The following is a 15,116-nucleotide window of genomic DNA, read 5'->3' as shown; positions in this document are numbered from 1 at the left end:
GTATTGACTAAAATTATGATAAAATCTATACTGTTTAGGCATATTTTGGAGAGGTCGGCCCATAGCACATCCAAGCATAGCTTGTCTGGCTACGGGCTAAACATAGTTGGTCACTAGGAAGGTTCGCATATCCCGCGTAGCGGGACCCCGCCTTCATTTAAATTAGATATTTGTGGCGGTGGGTGGTCCCTGCCCGCCATCGCCTTCGGCGAAGCCGTGGCAGGCGGGTAGTGCACACGGCCCGTAAAATTCGCTGCGCTTATTTACGGGCTAAACTTGAAAAGCGTATTAAAACATGGAGAGGTCGCATAGTTGGTCTAGTGCGCTCGCTTGGAAAGCGAGTAGGGAGTAAAATCCCTCGCAGGTTCGAATCCTGTCCTCTCCGCCACGACAATTTAGTATCGGATGACCCGATTACCTATAAAAATACTATTTATTTTGATAGTGTTTTTTTGTTTGACCTTAGTCGGATATTGTAATAATATATGAATATATATGCTTGACAAAATGTATGTTTTATCGTAAAATAAAATGTCATACCAGTGACATTAAATTCTGGTTCGTGTTTCAGAACCTTGACAATTCAAGTCAAGCAAAATAGCTCTAAGAAAGGGGAAAACAGATGAACACAAGTACGAAGAAGGTCATCTTGACTGGTGACCGTCCTACTGGTCCACTGCATTTGGGCCATTATGTTGGCTCGTTGCGGCAGCGAGTAGAGCTTCAGCATACTCACAAGCAGTTCGTCATCATCGCTGATGCTCAGGCTCTCACGGACAACGCGGAGAATCCGGAGAAGGTTCGCAAGAACATTCTTGAGGTGGCGTTGGATTATCTCGCTGTGGGTATCGATCCGAAGGTGACGACAATCTTTATCCAATCGCTTGTGCCGGAGCTTGCCGAACTCACGGTGTACTATCTCAATCTTGTGACGGTTTCGCGCTTGCAACGCAATCCGACTGTCAAGGACGAGATCAAGCAACGCGGATTTGGAGCGAGTATTCCGGCTGGCTTTCTGGTCTATCCAGTGAGTCAAGCAGCAGATATCACCGCTTTCAAAGCGAATTTGATACCTGTAGGTGAAGATCAGTTGCCGATGATTGAGCAAACCAACGAGATCGTACGTAGCTTCAATCGCATCTACCAATCTTCAGTTCTCGTTGAAGCGAAAGCATTGCTTTCAAAAGTCTCTCGTCTTCCTGGGACTGACGGCAATGGCAAGATGTCGAAGTCGCTCGGCAACGTCATTTCGCTTTCTGATAGCGTCGATGAGGTGTGTCAGAAAGTGAAGGTGATGTACACTGATCCTATGCATCTTCGCGTGGATGACCCTGGTGCGGTAGAAGGTAATCCAGTATTCACATACTTGGATGCTTTCGATCCGGACAAGGAAGCTCTCGAGGCGATGAAGGATCATTATCGTCGTGGCGGTCTCGGAGACGTCAAGGTCAAAAAGCGGCTCCAGGAAGTTCTATTGGCGGAGCTCGATCCGATTCGCGCTCGTCGTGAAGAACTCGCCAAAAACCTGGATGCGGTGATGTGCATTCTTAAAGAAGGGACCGAAGTGGCTCGCAAAGTTGCTGCGGAAACTATCAATGAAGTGCGTAAGGCGATGCACATCGACTACTTCACAAACGATTGAAGGAGGTTGTCATGTCTGAGATCGTTCGCGTCGCGACGAAAGCGATGAGAATGATGCTTGGAGAACAAGACGACCCCGAACTCGTCATCATCTCTTTTCCCGGCAGCTCCGGTGCGAGAGTGTCTATTTTCAGACATTCTCGCACCAATTCTCTCTACGCGGTGAAGTGCGTGACTGGATCACGTGTTTCGCTTGTAGACGAGATCGGTAGAAGAGAATTGCTGGTACCATATCTGCGGAATCACCTTCCGCGAGTTTTGTGGTGCCAAGTGGTAGACGGTTTTGAGGTCATGATCTCCGAATGCAGGGGTATAAATACCTTGCATCATCTCATTGTTAATTCTGACATGCCGCATAGCCGTTTGCTCGCCGTCTGGAAAGATGTCGTGGAATCGCTTGCATGCATGTGGAAAACTTCGCAACACCAGTTTCAAGAATCACTCTGTCCACGATTCTTCCCTGCTCGCTTGCAGAGAATCAAGTATGGTGTTGTTTCTGCGGTGGTTGGAGGAGTAAAAATAGCCGACTGTTGGAACATCCCAGTTGTCGTAAATGGTAACGAGCACCATTCTATCTCGGAATCGTTCGAGGAGGTTGCTCGTGTCAGAAAGCCGACAAATGGCGTGGTGTGTCACGGAGATCCTCAGCCCAGCAACATTGTGATGGGCGAGGATGATATGTGGTACTGCGTTGACTGGGAATGGTCTGGTTCGCATCATGACTGGCGAATGATGCTTGCGCATCTCTACGGATGGTGGTCAACACGTTGTGTTGTGCTGGCTTCCGAATCAGTTGTGCGCGTGGATCGAAACCGGCTCGTTATAGAATATGATGCGTTCATTCCTAGTCATCTACAGCCTTACCAAGATGTCGCGTTATCAGTAGCCTCAATGATGTTCGGAGGATTCCCCGATGAGGAAACCGTGAATGACATTAATAGGTTTCTGTCTGCTCTCTATTTTGGAGAGTTGCGATTTCTTGGACTTTGGGGCCGTGAAGCCTTCGCGGTTTCCTTGCTCGCACAGGCAGTCATCACAGCCAATGAACTTGGTTGGAACAAAAGCAATAGCGCGTTCCAATTTTCGCAACGAAAGGAGTAGGCACGTGTACAGAACATTCATGAAGCAAGAAAACTTCGACTTTGTTGCGCGAGCGGTTGCATGTCTTGCGAGCGAAATCGGAGCACAAGAAGGTGACGGGAGCTTTTGGGTGTGCTACGGCAGCTTCGTGCTGAACCAACAAAATCCCGAGAGTGACCTTGATCTTCTCTTTATCCACACGCAACCAACCACTATTCAAAGGATTCAATCGTCCTTCGAGGGTTATCCGGTCACCATCTACTTACTTAATAGAAATGATTTTGTGAGTGATGGTAGACAGAAAACTTTCGGAGGATACTTCGCCGGCAAAGTATATAACCCTCATGTTATGTTCATGGCTTCGCAAAAAGATAGGGATGTGGTTATGGAAGTCGGTGGGGCGTTCATCGGGCCGTTTGCGGCAGCGATGGCTGTAAAGCGAGAAAGAATTTTTGCCACAAGTGTAGACTTGGTGGCAGACTCCGTACTCGCGCGCTTCCATCTATGTCCGTGGTATCGCAGTTATTTTCTGCGTTACTACATCTCTCCATCCTTTCAGCAGTTGTGGGTAAGGATGGCTGAGGCGACAACCTTGTCTTTTCTGAAAGCGGGGATCGTAACACAAAGCGGGGATATGTTTCGATACCATCATGCACTTTCCGAAGAGCAGTTGCATGAAAGTACTCTCGCGGCGGTTGCTCGTTTTTGGGCGCTGGGAAGTAGTCTTCATGGGGGTATGCCGGACTTTCCCGCATTCTACATGCAGAAAGCCGAGCAGTATGTCAGAGACAACAACCTGGAAAGTCGCTTGGAGGAGATGATTCATTTTCTCCACGCGTAATCAAGTAAAGGAGACACTAATGGCGCTTGAAAACTGGCTGGGAGAAAGAGCAATATTGGCTGCTGCTGAAGCAACCAACGTAGTTAAACAATTCTCTCTCGAGACAATAGCGGGGGCGTTGACCGACAATTTTACCGATATTTGGGAAGGCTTCGCTCGTGTCAGTGTTTGGGCTTTTCAAAACCCACTGCCTGTCTTCAAAGCAATGGTAATTGGAAAGCAGTTCTCGGTGTTAGTTGGTATGCGTCCTGGTGCGACATTCCACCTCGGTCATCTCACACTAATGCGAGAATTGTATTGGCTCGTCCAACAGGGTGGTCAACCAATTTTCGTGTTTGCTGGGTACGAGGCGGATCGGCTTCTAAGTGCCAATGACGCAAAGATTGAGATGGCGAGGTTTGGAGAGACATATCTGAAGTTTATAGGTGATTCGTTACCAGATGCTTCAGTGAGTTTCTCTGACCAAGATTGTCGGGAACTCCAAGTTCTCGACAATCGTTCAGGAGCGTGTCTGTCGGCAAGAAAGGTTTTGCAACTATATGGTTGGGACGAGGGTGTTTCTGTTACTACGCTTCGTGTTCCTGCCATCACAGCCGCAGCGTTTCTTTTGCCGACAACACTTTTTCCGAATCGTCCGACTCTTGTCCTATCGGACATCCACCAGATCACACACGCGGAAGCTACGAAGATAATTGCTCGTCAACTTAAGCTTCCGTTGCCGAGTTACTCGTATCGCCTGCTTCTTCCAAGCTTGGAAGATCCTGGACAGAGAATGAGCGTGAAGAACTCAAAATCACTCATTCTTCTAGACGAGACTCGCGAGCAGATTGAGCGTAAACTGCGACGAAGTTTTTCCGGTGGTCGTTCGACTCCAGAAGAACAGCGTCGGAAAGGTGGTAACCCACATAATTGTTCTTTCTTTAAGATCGCCGAGGTTTTACAACCTTACGACGCAACAACGCGGATGTATCAGGAATGTGTTTCCGGCACCTCGCTTTGTGGCGAGTGTAAGAAGAAATACATTCCAACACTCGTGGAGAGAATCCATGAGACATCCAAGTTGTAACCCAAGGCTCAATTGTGCTATATGCATGATTGAGCCTTATCCCTCTTAATTGTTTGATGTTCCACAAAGGAGGATTTCGTTAATGAATACAAGTAGTCAGGAACTGCTTATTGTCGATTTTGATAGAACTGTATTTGATTCCGATGCGCTTTATCGGGATCTGTACGAATTGTGTGAAGCGTGTGGAATTAGTAGGGATTTACTTGATCCATCTCTCGCTTTAGTTCCCCCAGACAACCTGCTGTTTAACTTTTTTCTGATGGTTCAAAGAAGTCAAAGAATTGAGCTAGACAGAATTAGAAAAGTTGTAGTAGAAATGCAGAAATATGTTAGAGAAAAAGGTCATTTGTACGTTTTCGATGATTCTGAGCTTTTTCTTGGTTCTGCGATAAGATCAGGTTGTGAGGTGGTTATATTAACTCATGGTGATCTAAATTTCCAGCTTGCTAAATTTGTCGGAAGCAAGCTTAGTGATCTTTGCCACAGCTTCACGGTTACATCAGGAGTTAAGTGGCGCTATATGGAAATTATAGGTACCTCGCCGATTATTTTTTTGGATGATAATCCAAAAAATATCGATGAGGTAAAGACGAGATTTCCTGAGGCGCTAGTTGTGGAGGTAAAAAGACCAAATACTAAGTACCAAAATGTTCTTTCAGCTAAAGCTGATTTTGTGGTCGGTCAATTGGATTGGCCATTAAGATTGCGTTGATCGGGGTAGGAAATTCATTCATGAATGACCTACCCCTTTTTAATAAAAATTATATATTGCTTTTTAGGCGATTTTTTCTTATACTATAAGTTATATGGTAAACATTATATTATCATCCTATGGGTTTCAAAAAAATAAGACTTTAAAAAAGAAGTTGCTAACTTTGTTACCTAAAGCATCTAAAAATTTGTCTGTGGCTATTATAACCACCGCCTCAGCAGAGTGGAAAGAAGAAAATAAGCATGCGGTTTTAGCAAAGCAGGTGCTTGAGAATATGGGTTTTAAGCAAGTCAAATTTTTTGATATTGAGTTTGAAAATCCAAATAAGTTAAAAAAGTTTGATGTTATTTATATTAATGGTGGCAATCCATTTTATCTTTTATATTATCTCAAAAAAAGCGGAGCTGACAAAGTTATCACCCATCTAGTTGATCGAGGAGTAATTATTGTAGGTATCAGTGGCGGCGGAGTTGTTTTAGGGCCAGACATTAACATCGTGGATTATTTTGATAGAAAAATAAATACCGTCAAATTAGAAGATCTAACAGGCTTGAATTTAACTGACACTATCATCTACCCTCACTATACTAAAGAGACTGAAGAAAAAATAAAAAACTATGAAAATAAGTATAAATGCAAAGTAAGACGTTTAACCGATAATCAATCGGTGATTGTAGAAAATTAAAAGTAAAACTATTAGGCACGGAAAAGTGGCATTTTTTTTAAAACAATATATTTAATAATCTTTTATACTGTCGCATTTTACTACGACCCACGTACCTAAATTAGGTTATAGATAAAATCATCAAAAACCCTTATAACATTTGCGTGTTGGTGCTACTTAACCCGAGTGCACCGCCATTCGATTCGCTTTTGCTTTGCAAAAGTTCACTCATGATCTGCGGTGCTTACAGCACCTCCGACCATTCGACCAATAGAATCGAATGTCCTGAGCGAGTGAACGAAGTGAGCGAGTCGAAGGGCACTCGTGCTAGCACTATGGTCTTAAAAAATTAGTTAATTTAAAACACCCGATTTGGGTGTTTTTTGTTGTTTGACTGGTTATCGTAATTAAGATAAGCTGTTTGTAGGAGAAGTAAAAATTATATATGGAAGTAGTGAATTTAACAGAAGTATTAGTTCAATCTAACATAGCTTATTTAGCTATATCAGTAACCATTTTGTTGGCATTTGGCGTTGCCTTTTCTTTCTTTAATCTTAACCCACTTAGAAAAAAACTTGATAAACAAGAAGAAAGCATCAATAAGCTAAACGAGGATACGCGTGCTTTGGTAGATCAAATAAGAGATGAGGTAGATTCCTCAATTGATTCATTTAGTCACGAAAATGATAAAAAATTACTAAAATCCTTCAGTGGTCAAGAAAAAAAATTATCTTTAGAAACTGAGAACAAGATTGCTGAAGCAGAAAAATTGTTACTCGAAAAAATAGAAAGTGTTTCGGAGAGCAAAAATATTAAACTGAAGGAAGTTATTTTATCAGAAACGAAGAACAAAATAAATGAAGCAGAAAAAGCAATAAATATTGAAACAAATAAATTCAAAGCTGAATTCAGTCGACTAGATGAGAGACTATTTGACTACCCTCGACATACACAGTGTGCGTAGAGAATGTCGTCCATTGCCCATCAACCAGTCCGCGAAAGCGAACAGTGTGATTGCCTGGCATATATGGATAGCATTCCATCCACTGATACCAGCCGCTTCCTGGTTGCAAAACAACGTTGTACTCGGAGTAATGGTAGGCTTCATTGCCGCTAGGGTCAATGAGCTCTATCTTTACTTCCGAGATAGTGACTGGTGATCCTCCAACGTTGTAAACTTCTCCTTCAAGATGGAGCGATTGTCCAACGTTGCCAGGATTGGGCGAAATGGTCCAATAGCCAAACTGGAGCTCTCCTACTGGGGGTGAATCGTCAATATAGATAACCATATTGCCGTTCATGGTAAAAGAGTCCATGAGTACCATGGATCCATTGACTACGGCATAGAAATCGCCGTAGCTGTTCCCTTCTACAAGCTCGAAAGCTTCACCAAAAGCGGCTACCTTAATACCAGAGTGGTAGACGCCATTAGTCAGGGATTTCGTGCTACTGTCCAAAAGTCCCATCTCTTTGAATGGGTTGTTTTCGGACATAGAACCACCGCCAGTAACCTCTTTATTACCAGTGGCCTCTTTCAACTCCGCTATGTCGGAAGCAGAGTAGTTGTTTCCACTCATTTCCAACATAGTAGAGGGACTTCCTGGTTCGACCACCAACTCCGAAAACATTACGGGGTTGTAGTATTGATCCAGGATATCAAGGCTCTGGGTGTTAGAGTCCCAACGGAAGTGGAACTCTTTGTAGTCATTGGGATTGTTCTGGTAGTTGAAGCCAGGCCGACGGAATGTCTGCCAGACTCTTCCACTATCAAGTTCCTCGTCTGTAGTGGGAAAACCAAAGGTGATCCAGCCACGACGATTCATCCAAACATCCCAGAACCCCTCTTTGAGCAAGCGGGCTTCTCGGCTCATCCAGGGATCATCGTAACGAATGATGGCCGTGTAAGGGTTGTAGTAACCATTACTTGGACCACCCTCATCACGAAGATCTTGAAAGTCCTGGATGAGCATGTTGTTAACTTCATGAACATACATAGAGCCGTACTCTGTATTTTGCCAAGGCATCCCAAGGGGATGATCATCCACAGTAGAGGCATTGTACGTGTTCATGAAGGACAACGAAACTCCATTTTCGGTCTGCCATGAAGGAGACTGTGCAAATTGTGCCAATCCAGATACCAGGGGTATCGGATTAGTAAAGTAAATTTGCATCCCAGAGTTGTTATTGTAACCTCTGAGCCACAGGCTCCCGTCTTGGGCTTTGGCGGTTGCTTCATTTGATAGACGAATTCCCAGATGCAGATGTTCAAGTCCATCACCATTTGGGTCTGGAGCAATTCCATCAGGATGACTACTATTATTTACATAACCGATTATGTCACCCTGTTGGACAATATCTCCGTATTGCCAAGGCAGTTCTGCGCCTACTCTCTCTGCACTTTTTCGTAGATGTCCATAGATTGAGAGTACGTACCTGGTCGTTCTCAGCTCGCCAGTAGCACCAAGGAAAGTTATTTCCTCTGGGAGTTCGTGTTCAATTGCTACCACTAGAGCACCATAGGATGATGCCCCGGCGTAGTAGACGATTTTACCCCTAGCTATGGCCTTGATCGCCACTCCCTCCGCCAGATCTACGTCTGCTCCGAGGTGGTTGTTGTCGACGTAGAAGCTTCTGCTGGCATAGTACTGCCAGTCATTGACCATCTCATCAGCGGGGTAGTAAAATCCGCTGATTGGTCCTTGTGCAAGGACATTGCTACTGATCGTTATGATCAGAGCCAACAGAATCAAGAATGTTCTCTTCACGATTCTACCTCTCTTCAAGTTGTTAGTTTGACTTTTGCTTAGTCCAGAATTAGACTAGCAAATTATGCTTAAACAACTCCTTTCTGTTTGTTGTTTTAGGTTGTAAGGAACTAGATTCTGGTTTTACAACCAGAGAAAAAGAATAATATTTATATTCCTCAATCTCTGGACACAAAAATCTCTGGACACAAAAAGACCAACCGTTACAAGTAAGTCTCAATTTCGCTTTTCTTATTTTTGACTATTTATTATTTTGTAAAATTGAATGTCTCTAATATCTTTTCATCAAGGGAATTATTATATTCAGTGTCTAGTATCATATTATTATTACCATTACCTACAAATGTAATTTTATATTTACTATATAAAACACCTCCATTACAACTTTTAGTATAGTCATCATCACAAGGCATATAGAAAGCAGAATCTACTGTAAATTGATAAGCCTCATTAGAATTTATATCTACTCTATTGATATCACTAAGTATTTTAACATCTGGAATATTTTCATTGAGGTTATAATAAATATCAGCGATATCTTTTATACTTAATTTTCGGCCATTGTCATAATTTGGGAAAGAATTAATAGCTTTTTCATATGACATAGCTATGCCGGAATGGCAATTTACGTATACACTATAATTGGTACCAGGGCCAGCCCAGTTTTGCCAACAGTCAGCAGGATGTTTGTAACTAATACCTAATTCTTTATCTTCGAAAGTAACCCAGTTGCTTGTATCTAGTTCCGTATTTAAATTGTCAATGTTCGCATTTTCATTGTTCACGTTCTCATTCTCATTTATATTTTCATTATTATAGAATGTATGATTTTTATTTAAACTCCAATATACTAGACCCCCTAATATTATCAGGACTACTATTATTGAGCTTGCAATTGTTGCCTGTTTTTTCATATTTTTTGATTATTATGCTAATTATAGCCAATAACTACCCCAACTTTACAATGAAAATTTTTATTTGTCAAAATATTCATTTGTTTAAAACAGCTTACATTTATATCAAAATGACTTAGATTTGTCAAATTTATAGCTAATGTTAGTTAAATTATTTATATAATTATACTCAATTTTTTATTCTTATATGTTATTCTTGATCTCAAATTACCCAACAACTCTCTTTTTTCAGACACCGCGCCTTCTTTAAGTAAATACTTAGCATAATTTCTAATATTTACTTCTTTTTGTTTTTGATGTTTATGTGATAAAATTTATTCATGATCCAATATTTAGTTTTACTAGGAGCGGCAGTCAATATTATAGGGACATCTAGCTATATCAGAGATACATTGAGAGGCTTGAACCAGCCAAATCGTGTCACTTGGCTGATGTGGTCTATAGCTCCAATGATTGCTAGTGCCGCTGGCCTGTCAGCTGGTTTTAGCTGGGTAGTGTTGCCAATTTTTATGGCCGGTTTTTGTCCATTTTTGGTTTTGTTGGCTTCTTTTGTAAACAAAAAATCATATTGGCAACTGAAAAAGCTTGATTATATCTGCGGAGGCTTATCAGCCTTGGCTCTAGTTTTGTGGCTTGTTACCAAAGAACCGATAGTAGCCATAATTTTTGCAGTTTTAAGTGATGCTTTGGCAGGATTACCGACTTTGAAAAAATCATGGCAATATCCAGAGTCAGAATCGGTCAGCGCTTATGCAGCTGGTTTATTTAATGCTCTGACTAGTTTTGCAGCCGTAAAGACCTGGGCTTTTACCGAAATAGTATTTCCATCTTATCTAGTCTTAATGTGTTCATCTATAATTTTTGCTATCAAGCGACCGAGAAAATTAAAAACAGCTTAATAAAAAATATGAAAAAAGTATTAGTAATTATTGATGTCCAAAAAGGTTTTATTTCAGAGCATACTAAAGGCCTTGCTACACGAATTAAAAAATTTGTAGAAAAAAATCATAAGAAATATTCTTTGATTTTATTTACCCAACACATAAATAATAATAAAAGTTATTTATATAGAAATCTGGGCTGGAAAGGTTTTATGAAAGAAGAGGAGTATGGACTTATGGATGAGATTGCTGAACTAGCAAAATCTAAAAAAGTCTTTATAAAAGATACTTACGGAGCTTTTGTAAATAAAAAAATAGAGAGTCTCTTAAAAAATAAAGGTATTAAAGAAGTACATTTGGCTGGAATAGATACCGAAAATTGCGTTTTGACTTTTGCTAGAGATGCTTTTGACAGAGGATTCAATGTTGTGGTATTTAAAAACCTTTGTAGAAGCCATTCAAATCCAAGTTTGCATAAAGCAGCGCTTGAAATAATCAAAGATAATATTGGGGAAGTAAGGTAGCATTGTTTTACAACAATTTTTAGATAAGTTATCATTATAGTTGATAGCTTATTTTTAAATTCAGCCCGTTAAACAAACTTAAATTTTTGATAATTTTTTATTACTATTGTATTATTAAATTAGATTAGTATAAGATGATCTTTAATAGATAATAATTAAGTTTAATATTTGAGCTTAGCTCAAATATTGTTTAACGGGGTAAAAAAATATGATAAATTTGCAAAATAAAACAGCTATAGTCACTGGTGCCAAACAGGGAATTGGCAAAGGAATTGCTTTGATGTTAGCCAAAGCTGGAGCCAATGTAGTAGTGGCCGATTTGGATATCAAAGAATGTCAAAATGTTTGTGATGAAATCACCAAGCTGGGAGTGAAGTCTTTGGCTATAGAGTGTGATGTTAGTAAAAAAGCTGATATTGATAATATGATATCTTCTACAGCCAAAGAATTTGGTGGCCTAGATATTTTGGTCAACAATGCTGGTATTTATCCATTTATTTCCTCTGACAAAATGACTGAAGCGGATTGGGACAAAGTAATTGATATTAATCTCAAAGGTACATTTTTATGTTCTCAAGCGGCAGCCGCTGTGATGGCTGAAGGTGGCAGAATTATTGATATATCTTCAATTGCTTCGGTGGTTGGTTTTGCCGGATTGGTACACTACTGTGCTTCCAAAGGCGGAGTAAATGCTATGGTTAGAGCGCTGGCACTTGAATTGGCATCAAAGAAAATTACGGTAAATGCCGTACTACCTGGTGCAATACAAACACCGGGAGCAACCGGGGCTATGGACGACAAAGTGTTACAACAGACTATATCAGCTATTCCTATGGCTCGTATGGGACAGCCCGAAGATATTGCCGGAGCAGTTTTGTATCTGGCTTCTGACTTGGCGTCTTATGTCACCGGTCAAACTATTGTGGTAGATGGCGGCTGGACATTACGATAATTTTTTTCAATGATAATTACAGATAGAGTTTACGGCAAAATAGAAATAAATGAGCCTGTGCTTTTGGAGCTTATGCAGTCTTTTCCTTTGGAGAGGCTCAAGGGTATTAATCAGGCCGGAGCATCCCAATATGCTTTGAATAAACCAATAAACCGTTATGAGCATTCGGTAGGTGTGATGATACTGCTTAAAATTTTGGGCGCTCCTCTCGAAGAGCAAATTGCCGGGCTTCTTCATGACGTGCCACATACTGCATTTTCTCACGTTATTGATTATGTTTTTGAAAATGAGGATCACGAATTTCATGAAAAATTTCATGAAGAAATAATCAAAAAATCAGATATACCTGGTATTTTGAAAAAATACAATTTTGATTTGGATAGATTGTTGGATGAAAACAACTTCCCTCTACTGGAAAGAAAATTACCAGATCTTTGTGCCGATAGGATTGATTATGCTCTGCGTGATAGAGTGGGATATTTGAAAGAGGGGGAAAGAGTGGCTAGCTATATAGCTGATTTTGTCACAGTAAATAACGAAATAGTTTTTAGTAAGCCTGATATTGCTCTATATTTTGCCAAAGATTTTTTGGATATGGACTATCGAGTTTGGTCAGCTCCGCTTGAAATTGCTCTTTTCCAAATTTTGGCCAACGCTATTAAGATTGCTTTGGCGGAAAATATTATTAGTAAAGATGATTTGTTTGAGGATGACAAGTTTGTCTATGACAAATTAAAAAATAGCGCTAATCAACAAGTGCTTGATCTCTTGGCCAAATTAAATCCAAAACTGGTGATAGATTTTGATAAAAATAATTATGACTTTTTTTCCAAAAATAAATTACGTTTTGTAGATCCCAAGTTTGTAGATACTGACGGCAACCTAAAAAGAGTAACTGAAAGATTTCCTGAGTTTATAGATGATTTGAAAAAGCACGAAGACTGGACGCTGGGCGGGCATTATATAAAGATAAAATCCTGGTAATGATGAAGCAGTATATTTAACTAATTTAAATATAAAATTATGAAAGGGTTTAGTATTAATATTGAGCGTGAGACTTTGGAAAATAGTAATTTTCGCAAAGTTCTCTATACCTCAAAACATAGCCAACTAGTCTTGATGAGTATAGCTCCAAAATCAGAAATCGGTATGGAGACCCATACTGAAAATGACCAGTTTTTTCGTTTTGAAAGTGGTCAGGGCAAAGCTATCATTGATGGCAATGAATATGAATTGTCTGATGGAGTAGCAGTTGTAGTACCAGCTGGTAGCCAGCATAATATTATAAATACTTCTGCTACTGAAGAGTTAAAGCTCTATACTATCTATTCACCGGCTCATCACAAAGACGGCATTGTCAGAAAGACCAAAGAAGAAGCCGAGGCCAATGAAGAGGACTTTGATGGTGTGACTACAGAATAAAATTTTTAGTAGTATTAAAATTATATTATTAGAATATAAGTGTTATGGATGAACTCAAAGAGAAATTAACTCCAATGCAGTACAAAGTCACCCAGCAATGTAGTACAGAACCACCATTTGACAATGAATATTGGAATGAAAAAAGAGAAGGTATATATGTAGATATAGTATCAGGGAAGCCTTTATTCTCTTCGCAGGACAAATATGATTCCAACACTGGTTGGCCAAGCTTTACTAGGCCGATTGATAAGAGCTTGGTAGTAGAAAAGCCGGAAGACGACGGTCGTATTGAAGTGCGTAGCTCTCAGGCAGATTCCCACTTGGGGCATGTCTTTGATGACGGACCTGGTTCGACTAGTCAGAGATATTGTATCAATTCGGCGGCTTTGAAATTTATACCCAGAGCTGATTTGGAAAAACAAGGCTACGGGGAATATAGTAAATTATTTGAGTAATTTTAAAAAGCCCATTAGGGCTTTTTATTTTTAGGTTGATTTTTATATAGTTAAAAGGAGTTAATTCAAACCATATTCTAAATTTATTTATAAGGCCAAAGGCAAAATTGACAAAAATAAAAAAATAATTATATCTCAAGTCTTGTCGGTAGATAAAAAATTATTATACCTAAATTAGTGCATAAATAAATAACATAATAATGTGCTGAGAGGCTTGTTTTTTTGGTGTTTTTGAGGTAAAATTGATTTACTTATGAATAATAAAGACCCTAAAAAAATATTAGTTTCAGGCTCAATTGTCTATGACCGGATTATGGATTTTCCCGGATATTTTAAAGACCACATTTTGCCAGACCAAACTCATATTTTAAATGTTAGTTTTACCCTCAGCTCCACCAAAGAAAGTTTTGGCGGTACAGGTGGAAATATTGCTTACAACTTGGCGCTTCTTCGTCAACCAGTAGTTCTCTTGGGAGTAGTAGGGCATGATTTTTCACCATATCAGCAGTGGTTACAAAAAAACAAAATTGATATCTCTTATATCAGGAAATCAAAAGACGAGGCTACAGCCAGCGCTTATATAATGACCGATCGCTCTGACAATCAGATATCTGGTTTTTATCCAGGGCCAATGGACATAGATTATTGTAATGTTGTAAAGAAAATAAAAAATGTTGGCCTAGCAATCATATCGCCGGATTTTAAACCAAGGATGATTGAGTACGCCAGACTTTATCAGGAAATGGATATACCTTATATTTTTGATCCGGGTCAGCAGATTACTTCTTTTACTGCTTCAGAAATAAAAAGTATGATCAAGGGGGCTGATATATTAGTAGGCAATGACTATGAAATAAAATTGATATTAAATAGATTATCTTTGGAATCTGAAAAACTAGAAAAAATGCTCCGAGTTTTGATAGTTACCAAAGGCGCCAAAGGATCAGAGATATATACTGAAGGCAGAAAGCTGATTATACCACCAGTCAAAGTAAAAAATATCGTAGACCCGACGGGTGCTGGTGATGCTTATCGAGCTGGATTTATAAAAGGTCTGAGTTCCAATTCCGGGCTAGTAAAGGCCGGACAACTCGGTAGTTTAATTGCTTCTTATGCAGTAGAATATCATGGTACGCAAGCGCACAAGTTTAGTTTGAAAGAATTTGTTAATAAATATAAAATTAATTTTAAAGACTAGT

General features: G+C 40.0%; 16 protein-coding genes and 1 tRNA gene. 15 read left to right on the top strand and 2 right to left on the bottom strand.

Annotation, left to right across the window (positions count from 1 at the left end):
• Positions 1 to 297: 297 nt before the first annotated feature.
• The 8 genes from KKH39_00385 to KKH39_00350 all read left to right on the top strand — a co-directional run bounded on the left by KKH39_00385 (position 298) and on the right by KKH39_00350 (position 6,968).
• Positions 298 to 388 (top strand) — tRNA-Ser (locus tag KKH39_00385).
• Positions 389 to 622: 234 nt separating this feature from the next.
• Positions 623 to 1,642 carry a tryptophan--tRNA ligase gene (gene trpS / locus KKH39_00380; GenBank protein MBU1202493.1) on the top strand — a complete coding sequence of 340 codons (1,020 nt, stop codon included), beginning with the start codon at positions 623 to 625 and terminating at the stop codon, positions 1,640 to 1,642.
• Between the two features lie 11 nt (positions 1,643 to 1,653).
• On the top strand, positions 1,654 to 2,742 hold the full coding sequence (locus tag KKH39_00375; protein MBU1202492.1) for a hypothetical protein: 1,089 nt from the start codon (positions 1,654 to 1,656) through the stop codon (positions 2,740 to 2,742).
• A 19-nt stretch (positions 2,743 to 2,761) separates the two neighbouring features.
• Positions 2,762 to 3,562 carry a hypothetical protein gene (locus KKH39_00370; GenBank protein MBU1202491.1) on the top strand — a complete coding sequence of 267 codons (801 nt, stop codon included), beginning with the start codon at positions 2,762 to 2,764 and terminating at the stop codon, positions 3,560 to 3,562.
• Between the two features lie 19 nt (positions 3,563 to 3,581).
• Complete coding sequence (locus KKH39_00365) at positions 3,582 to 4,628, top strand: hypothetical protein (GenBank protein MBU1202490.1); 1,047 nt, start codon at positions 3,582 to 3,584, stop codon at positions 4,626 to 4,628.
• Between the two features lie 82 nt (positions 4,629 to 4,710).
• Positions 4,711 to 5,340: a hypothetical protein gene (locus tag KKH39_00360; GenBank protein MBU1202489.1), complete on the top strand. Its 630-nt coding sequence runs from the start codon at positions 4,711 to 4,713 to the stop codon at positions 5,338 to 5,340.
• Positions 5,341 to 5,434: 94 nt separating this feature from the next.
• On the top strand, positions 5,435 to 6,025 hold the full coding sequence (locus KKH39_00355; protein MBU1202488.1) for a Type 1 glutamine amidotransferase-like domain-containing protein: 591 nt from the start codon (positions 5,435 to 5,437) through the stop codon (positions 6,023 to 6,025).
• A 424-nt stretch (positions 6,026 to 6,449) separates the two neighbouring features.
• Complete coding sequence (locus KKH39_00350; GenBank protein ID MBU1202487.1) at positions 6,450 to 6,968, top strand: hypothetical protein; 519 nt, start codon at positions 6,450 to 6,452, stop codon at positions 6,966 to 6,968.
• On the opposite strand, the gene KKH39_00345 is transcribed toward KKH39_00350, so the two are convergent.
• Positions 6,913 to 8,787 (bottom strand): M23 family metallopeptidase, encoded by a 1,875-nt coding sequence (locus KKH39_00345; GenBank protein MBU1202486.1) that lies wholly within the window; start codon positions 8,785 to 8,787, stop codon positions 6,913 to 6,915. The genes KKH39_00350 and KKH39_00345 overlap by 56 nt on opposite strands.
• Positions 8,788 to 9,017: 230 nt before the next feature.
• Complete coding sequence (locus tag KKH39_00340; GenBank protein ID MBU1202485.1) at positions 9,018 to 9,683, bottom strand: hypothetical protein; 666 nt, start codon at positions 9,681 to 9,683, stop codon at positions 9,018 to 9,020.
• A gap of 323 nt (positions 9,684 to 10,006) precedes the next feature.
• On the opposite strand from KKH39_00340, the gene KKH39_00335 reads away from it, so the two are divergent.
• The 7 genes from KKH39_00335 (at position 10,007) to KKH39_00305 (ending at position 15,115) form a co-directional block, all read left to right on the top strand.
• The gene (locus KKH39_00335) at positions 10,007 to 10,582 is read left to right on the top strand and encodes a hypothetical protein (GenBank protein ID MBU1202484.1); all 576 of its coding nucleotides are present in this window, start codon (positions 10,007 to 10,009) and stop codon (positions 10,580 to 10,582) included.
• An 8-nt stretch (positions 10,583 to 10,590) separates the two neighbouring features.
• A complete protein-coding gene (locus KKH39_00330) occupies positions 10,591 to 11,088 on the top strand; it encodes a cysteine hydrolase (protein MBU1202483.1) in 498 nt (165 codons plus the stop codon).
• 208 nt (positions 11,089 to 11,296) lie between these two features.
• Positions 11,297 to 12,040, top strand: coding sequence for an SDR family oxidoreductase (locus KKH39_00325; protein ID MBU1202482.1), 744 nt, complete (start codon positions 11,297 to 11,299; stop codon positions 12,038 to 12,040).
• Positions 12,041 to 12,049: 9 nt separating this feature from the next.
• Entirely contained in the window at positions 12,050 to 13,024 is a 975-nt protein-coding gene (locus KKH39_00320; protein ID MBU1202481.1) for an HD domain-containing protein, read from the top strand.
• Positions 13,025 to 13,063: 39 nt separating this feature from the next.
• Positions 13,064 to 13,462, top strand: a complete 399-nt coding sequence (locus KKH39_00315) for a cupin domain-containing protein (protein ID MBU1202480.1) — start codon at positions 13,064 to 13,066, stop codon at positions 13,460 to 13,462.
• Between the two features lie 44 nt (positions 13,463 to 13,506).
• Positions 13,507 to 13,917 carry a peptide-methionine (R)-S-oxide reductase MsrB gene (msrB, locus tag KKH39_00310; protein ID MBU1202479.1) on the top strand — a complete coding sequence of 137 codons (411 nt, stop codon included), beginning with the start codon at positions 13,507 to 13,509 and terminating at the stop codon, positions 13,915 to 13,917.
• Positions 13,918 to 14,170: 253 nt separating this feature from the next.
• Positions 14,171 to 15,115 (top strand): carbohydrate kinase family protein, encoded by a 945-nt coding sequence (locus tag KKH39_00305; GenBank protein MBU1202478.1) that lies wholly within the window; start codon positions 14,171 to 14,173, stop codon positions 15,113 to 15,115.
• Position 15,116: the final 1 nt, after the last annotated feature.

The organism is Patescibacteria group bacterium, from assembly GCA_018819405.1.
Taxonomy (GTDB): domain Bacteria; phylum Patescibacteriota; class Patescibacteriia; order UBA1558; family GWA2-36-10; genus XYD1-37-29.
This window is presented reverse-complemented; position numbering and strand designations above follow the sequence as displayed.

What these genes read in the sequence shown, in the direction of transcription:
- trpS (MBU1202493.1), top strand. Translation starts at nt 623, where the DNA reads ATGAACACAAGTACGAAGAAGGTCATCTTGACTGGTGACCGTCCTACT.
- KKH39_00355 (MBU1202488.1), top strand. Translation starts at nt 5,435, where the DNA reads ATGGTAAACATTATATTATCATCCTATGGGTTTCAAAAAAATAAGACT.
- KKH39_00325 (MBU1202482.1), top strand. Translation starts at nt 11,297, where the DNA reads ATGATAAATTTGCAAAATAAAACAGCTATAGTCACTGGTGCCAAACAG.
- KKH39_00375 (MBU1202492.1), top strand. Translation starts at nt 1,654, where the DNA reads ATGTCTGAGATCGTTCGCGTCGCGACGAAAGCGATGAGAATGATGCTT.
- KKH39_00365 (MBU1202490.1), top strand. Translation starts at nt 3,582, where the DNA reads ATGGCGCTTGAAAACTGGCTGGGAGAAAGAGCAATATTGGCTGCTGCT.
- KKH39_00370 (MBU1202491.1), top strand. Translation starts at nt 2,762, where the DNA reads ATGAAGCAAGAAAACTTCGACTTTGTTGCGCGAGCGGTTGCATGTCTT.
- KKH39_00305 (MBU1202478.1), top strand. Translation starts at nt 14,171, where the DNA reads ATGAATAATAAAGACCCTAAAAAAATATTAGTTTCAGGCTCAATTGTC.
- KKH39_00330 (MBU1202483.1), top strand. Translation starts at nt 10,591, where the DNA reads ATGAAAAAAGTATTAGTAATTATTGATGTCCAAAAAGGTTTTATTTCA.
- KKH39_00320 (MBU1202481.1), top strand. Translation starts at nt 12,050, where the DNA reads ATGATAATTACAGATAGAGTTTACGGCAAAATAGAAATAAATGAGCCT.
- KKH39_00315 (MBU1202480.1), top strand. Translation starts at nt 13,064, where the DNA reads ATGAAAGGGTTTAGTATTAATATTGAGCGTGAGACTTTGGAAAATAGT.
- KKH39_00350 (MBU1202487.1), top strand. Translation starts at nt 6,450, where the DNA reads ATGGAAGTAGTGAATTTAACAGAAGTATTAGTTCAATCTAACATAGCT.
- KKH39_00360 (MBU1202489.1), top strand. Translation starts at nt 4,711, where the DNA reads ATGAATACAAGTAGTCAGGAACTGCTTATTGTCGATTTTGATAGAACT.
- KKH39_00340 (MBU1202485.1), bottom strand. Translation starts at nt 9,683, where the DNA reads ATGAAAAAACAGGCAACAATTGCAAGCTCAATAATAGTAGTCCTGATA.
- msrB (MBU1202479.1), top strand. Translation starts at nt 13,507, where the DNA reads ATGGATGAACTCAAAGAGAAATTAACTCCAATGCAGTACAAAGTCACC.